Origin of the sequence: Phenylobacterium sp. (assembly GCF_037968635.1) — a bacterium.
Taxonomy (GTDB): domain Bacteria; phylum Pseudomonadota; class Alphaproteobacteria; order Caulobacterales; family Caulobacteraceae; genus Phenylobacterium.
In genome coordinates, this window is record NZ_JBBKVV010000150.1 from 1 (window position 1) to 4,138 (window position 4,138).

Genomic DNA, 4,138 nt, shown 5'->3' on the forward strand with positions numbered 1-4,138 from the left:
ATGGCCGCCGTGATCGCGCTGGCCTTTTCGGGCCTGCTGATCCTGGCCCAGGTCGGCATGTTCACCGGGATCGTGAAGGGCGCCACAGCCACCATCGACCGGAGCCGCGCCGACATCCTGGTGCTGGGCGCCAAGTCGGAGAGCCTGATCAATTCCGGCCCCTCGGGGCTACCGCGCCGCATCCAGCCACAGCTCTACCTGAACCCCGACGTGGTGGAGGTGGCCAGTTTCGACGGGGACGGCGCCCGCTGGACCAATCGCCCGCCCCCGGGAAAGAAGGCGGTCACCACCTACGTCCAGGTCAACATGGTCGACACCCGCCCCGGCGCGGTGACCCTGCCCACCGACTATTCCGAGACCGTCCGCATCGCCCTGCAGGAACCCTATGCGGTGGCCATCGACCGCACCGCGCTGGCGCGGCTGGGGGTCAAGCTCGGCGACAGCGCCGCCCTGAACGGCAAGTCGGTGCACGTGCGCGCGCTGCTCGACGGCTATCCCGACATCAACCAGCCCTCGGTGGTGGTGTCGCGCGACACCATGCGGCTGCTGGGCATGGGGGAGAAGGGCGACAAGACCGGACCGCTGATGGTGCGCATCAAGGACCCCGCCCGCGCCGAGGCGGTGCGCGACACCCTGAACGCCAACGCCGACAAGGCCTATCGCGCCTGGACCCGGGACGAGCTTTCCAAGGCCAACGAGGGCGCGCTGATGAAGGAGCAGATCATCGGGGTGATGCTGGGCTTCTCGGTGTTCCTGGGCTTCCTGATCGGGGTGGGGATCACCTCCCAGACCCTGCGCGGGGCGATCCTGGCCAATATCAAGGAGTTCGCCAGCCTGCGGGCGCTCGGCGTTTCCATGGGCTCGCTGCGGCTGATCGTCATCGAGCTGTCCTTCTGGGTGGGGATCGTCGGCCTGATCGCCACGGCCCTGCTGACCTTCGGCGTCTCGCTGCTGGCCAAGAGCGCCGGCCTGCCCATGGGTTTCCCCATCGGCTGGATCACCGGGGTCGCCATCCTGCTGATGCTGATCTCCATGGCCTCGGGCCTGATGGCCATGGGCATCCTCAAGAAGAGCCAACCCGCGGACCTGCTGCGATGAGCCAGACCTCCGGTGTTCCCGGCGCCCACGCCCTGGTGGCCAAGGGCCTGACCAAGCGGTTCAAGACCGGCCGCAGCCATATCGAGGTGCTGAAGTCGGTGGACTTCGACGCCCTGCACGGCGACGTGACCATGGTCATGGGGCCGTCCGGCTCGGGCAAGTCGACCCTGGTGGCGACGCTCTCGGGCCTGCTGAAGCCCGACGAGGGTTCGGTGAGCGCCATGGGCCAGGACCTGTGGGGCCTGCGCCCCGGCCAGATCGACCGGTTCCGGCTGGATCACTGCGGCTTCATCTTCCAGGGCTTCAACCTGTTCGGGGCCTTGAGCGCCCTGCAGCAGGTGACCATCATCCTGAAGTACAAGGGCTTTGCGCCGCACGAGGCGCGCGCCCGGGCCGAGATCGCCCTGGCCGAGGTCGGCCTTTCCAAGCGCATGCACCAGCGGCCCTCTGAACTGTCCGGCGGCGAGAAGCAGCGGGTGGCCATCGCCCGCGCCCTGGCCAAGGAGCCTCACCTGCTGTTCGCCGACGAGCCCACCAGCGCGCTGGACGGCGAGAACGGCCAGATCGTCATCCAGCTGCTGCAGCGCGCGGCCAAGAGCCACGGCGCGGCGGTGATCTGCGTCACCCACGACCCGCGGCTCGAAGCCTATGCCGACCGCATCATCCACATCGAGGACGGCCGTATCCTGGACGACCGGCGCACGACGCCGGGCCCGGCCGGCGCCAAAACCCCTGAGCTCATCGGAGCCTAAGACCATGCTCGCCTTCCTTCGCCGCCATGTCGTCTGGGTCGTGGTCCTGGGTCTGGGACTCGCCGTCGCCGGCGGTGTCGTGCTCAACGGCCAGGCCAAGACCAGGAAGGCCGCCGCCGAGAAGCTGCTGGCCGCCAAGGCGCCCAAGAGCCCCTTCGTCGCCATCGCCAACGGCAAGGCCGACGTGGAGGGCGGCATGATCCAGGTGGCCGCGCGCCGCGCCGGCATCGTGCGAGACGTGCTGGTGAGCGAGGGCGACCGGGTCACCAAGGGCCAGGTCCTGGCCCGCCAGGAAGACGACGAACCCCGCCTGGCCGCCGCCCAGGCCGCCGCCGCCGTGCATCAGGCCCGCGCCCAGCTGGCGATGACCCAGGTGCAGCTCTCCACAGCGCAACGTGAGCGCGCCCGGCTGCAGGGCCTGGTGGCCACCAACTTCGTGGCCGGCCAGAGGCTGGACCAGGCGCAGGACAGGATCGCCGAGGCCCAGGCCAGCCTGGAGGCTCAGCGCGCCGCCATCGCCACCGCCCAGGCCGCCCTGTCCCGGGCCCAGTACGAGCAGGAGCTGACCATCATCCGCGCCCCGGCCGACGGCCGCATCGCTCGCCGCTACGCCAATCCCGGCGCGGGCGCCTCGACCCTGAACGTCTCGACCATGTTCGACCTGGAGCCCACGGCCCCGCACATCGTCCGCGCCGAGATCGCCGAGGGCGCCCTGCCCTATGTCGCCATCGGCCAGGCGGTGCAGATCGCCCCCGAGAGCGACCCCACCAAGGTCTATCGCGGCAAGGTGCTGCGCCAGGCCGCGGTGTTCGGCGCCCGCAAACTGGTCTCCGACGACCCCACCGAACGCACCGATGACCGGGTGGTGGAGGTGGTGGTCAGCGCCGACGACGCGCCGTTCCTGATCGGCCAGCGGGTGCTGGTGAAGTTCCTGCGCGGGACGGAGATGGCGGCGAACTAGGGGAGTTCGCCGCGAGGAGCGGAATCATCAGGCCGCCTGGATCTCCCCCGACGCGTCGCGGCCGACCCAGCGGGCCAGGCAGTCGTGGAGGTCCTGGATGCTGATGGGTTTACCGACGCTGTCCACCATCCCGGCCTCGCGCATCCTGGCGACCTGCTCGGGCAGGACGTCGGCGCTCATGGCGATGATCGGGGTCTGAGCGGCGGGGCCGGTCAGGGCGCGGATGGCGCGGGTGGCGGCCAGACCGTCGACGACGGGCATGTGAACGTCCATCAGGATGGCGTCATAGCGGCCACGTTGGGCGGCCTCGATCGCCTCGCGGCCGTCGCAGGCGAGGTCGGCGGTGCAGCCCAGCAGGGTCAGGATGGCGATCCCCAGCTCGCGGTTCATCGGGTGGTCGTCCACCAGCAGGATGTGGGCGGCCAGACCCGGCTGGGCGTCCTGATCCGCCTCGCTCGCGGTGATGGCCTGCGCACGGGCCATGGGGATTTCCAGCCAGAAGGTGGAGCCCTGGCCGGGGATGGAGTCGACGCCGACCTTGCCGCCCATCAGGTCCACCAGACCCTTGCAGATGGCCAGGCCCAGGCCGGTGCCGCCGTGGGTGCGGCTGACCGATGAGTCCACCTGGCTGAAGCGCTGGAACAGCCGGGCGGCGGCGGCGGGCGCGATGCCGGGGCCGGTGTCGGTGATCGCGATGCGGACCCGATCAAAGTCCGCCGCCTCCACGACAGACAGCGCCAGGGTGACGCCGCCGACGTCGGTGAACTTGATGGCGTTATTGAGCAGATTGAGCAGCACCTGGCCAAGGCGGTGGTCGTCGCAGACGTGGGCGCAGCCCTGCTCGCCCTCGACGGTCATGGCCAGGGTCAGGCCCTTGCGCTCGGCGCTTTCGGCCACGATGGAAAGGGCTGACTCGCAGGCCTGGGTCAGGTCCACCGCCTTGGGGTCCAGGTCGATACGCCCGGCCTCCACCTTGGAGAAGTCGAGGATGTCGTTGACCACCGTCAGCAGGGCGCCGCCCGAGCGCCCGATCAGGCCGATCTGGTGGCGGCTGTCGCCCGGCAGGTCGTCGCGCCGTTCCAGGACCTGGGCGAAGCCGATGATGGAATTCAGCGGCGTGCGAATCTCGTGGCTCATGGCCGCCAGGAATTCGGTCTTGGCCGCCGAGGCGGCCTGGGCCCTGTCACGGGCGCGCATGTAGCTGGCCGAGCGGCGGGCCAGGATCTGGCGCAGACGGTGCTGGTGGGTGGCCATCAGGGCGACGATCAGGCCGGTGGCGAAGACCATGGCCAGGTAGACCTGGCTGAGGGTGATCCGATGGTTGAGG

The 4,138-nt window shown here is 70.0% G+C and carries 4 protein-coding genes; 3 read left to right on the top strand and 1 reads right to left on the bottom strand.

What is annotated here, in order from left to right:
- The 3 genes from AAC997_RS17420 to AAC997_RS17430 form a co-directional block, all read left to right on the top strand.
- Positions 1-1,098 (top strand): ABC transporter permease (locus AAC997_RS17420; protein WP_340646973.1); only part of this gene is annotated, 1,098 nt, incomplete at its 5' end.
- Entirely contained in the window at positions 1,095-1,850 is a 756-nt protein-coding gene (locus AAC997_RS17425) for an ABC transporter ATP-binding protein (protein ID WP_340646974.1), read from the top strand. The genes AAC997_RS17420 and AAC997_RS17425, both read left to right, overlap by 4 nt.
- A gap of 4 nt (positions 1,851-1,854) precedes the next feature.
- Positions 1,855-2,811, top strand: a complete 957-nt coding sequence (locus AAC997_RS17430) for an HlyD family efflux transporter periplasmic adaptor subunit (RefSeq protein WP_340646975.1) — start codon at positions 1,855-1,857, stop codon at positions 2,809-2,811.
- A gap of 27 nt (positions 2,812-2,838) precedes the next feature.
- On the opposite strand, the gene AAC997_RS17435 is transcribed toward AAC997_RS17430, so the two are convergent.
- On the bottom strand, positions 2,839-4,138 hold a 1,300-nt coding region (locus AAC997_RS17435), incomplete at its 5' end, for an ATP-binding protein (protein ID WP_340646976.1).

Coding starts and splice junctions, on each gene's coding strand:
- AAC997_RS17430 (WP_340646975.1), top strand. CDS start 1,855: ATGCTCGCCTTCCTTCGCCGCCATGTCGTCTGGGTCGTGGTCCTGGGT.
- AAC997_RS17425 (WP_340646974.1), top strand. CDS start 1,095: ATGAGCCAGACCTCCGGTGTTCCCGGCGCCCACGCCCTGGTGGCCAAG.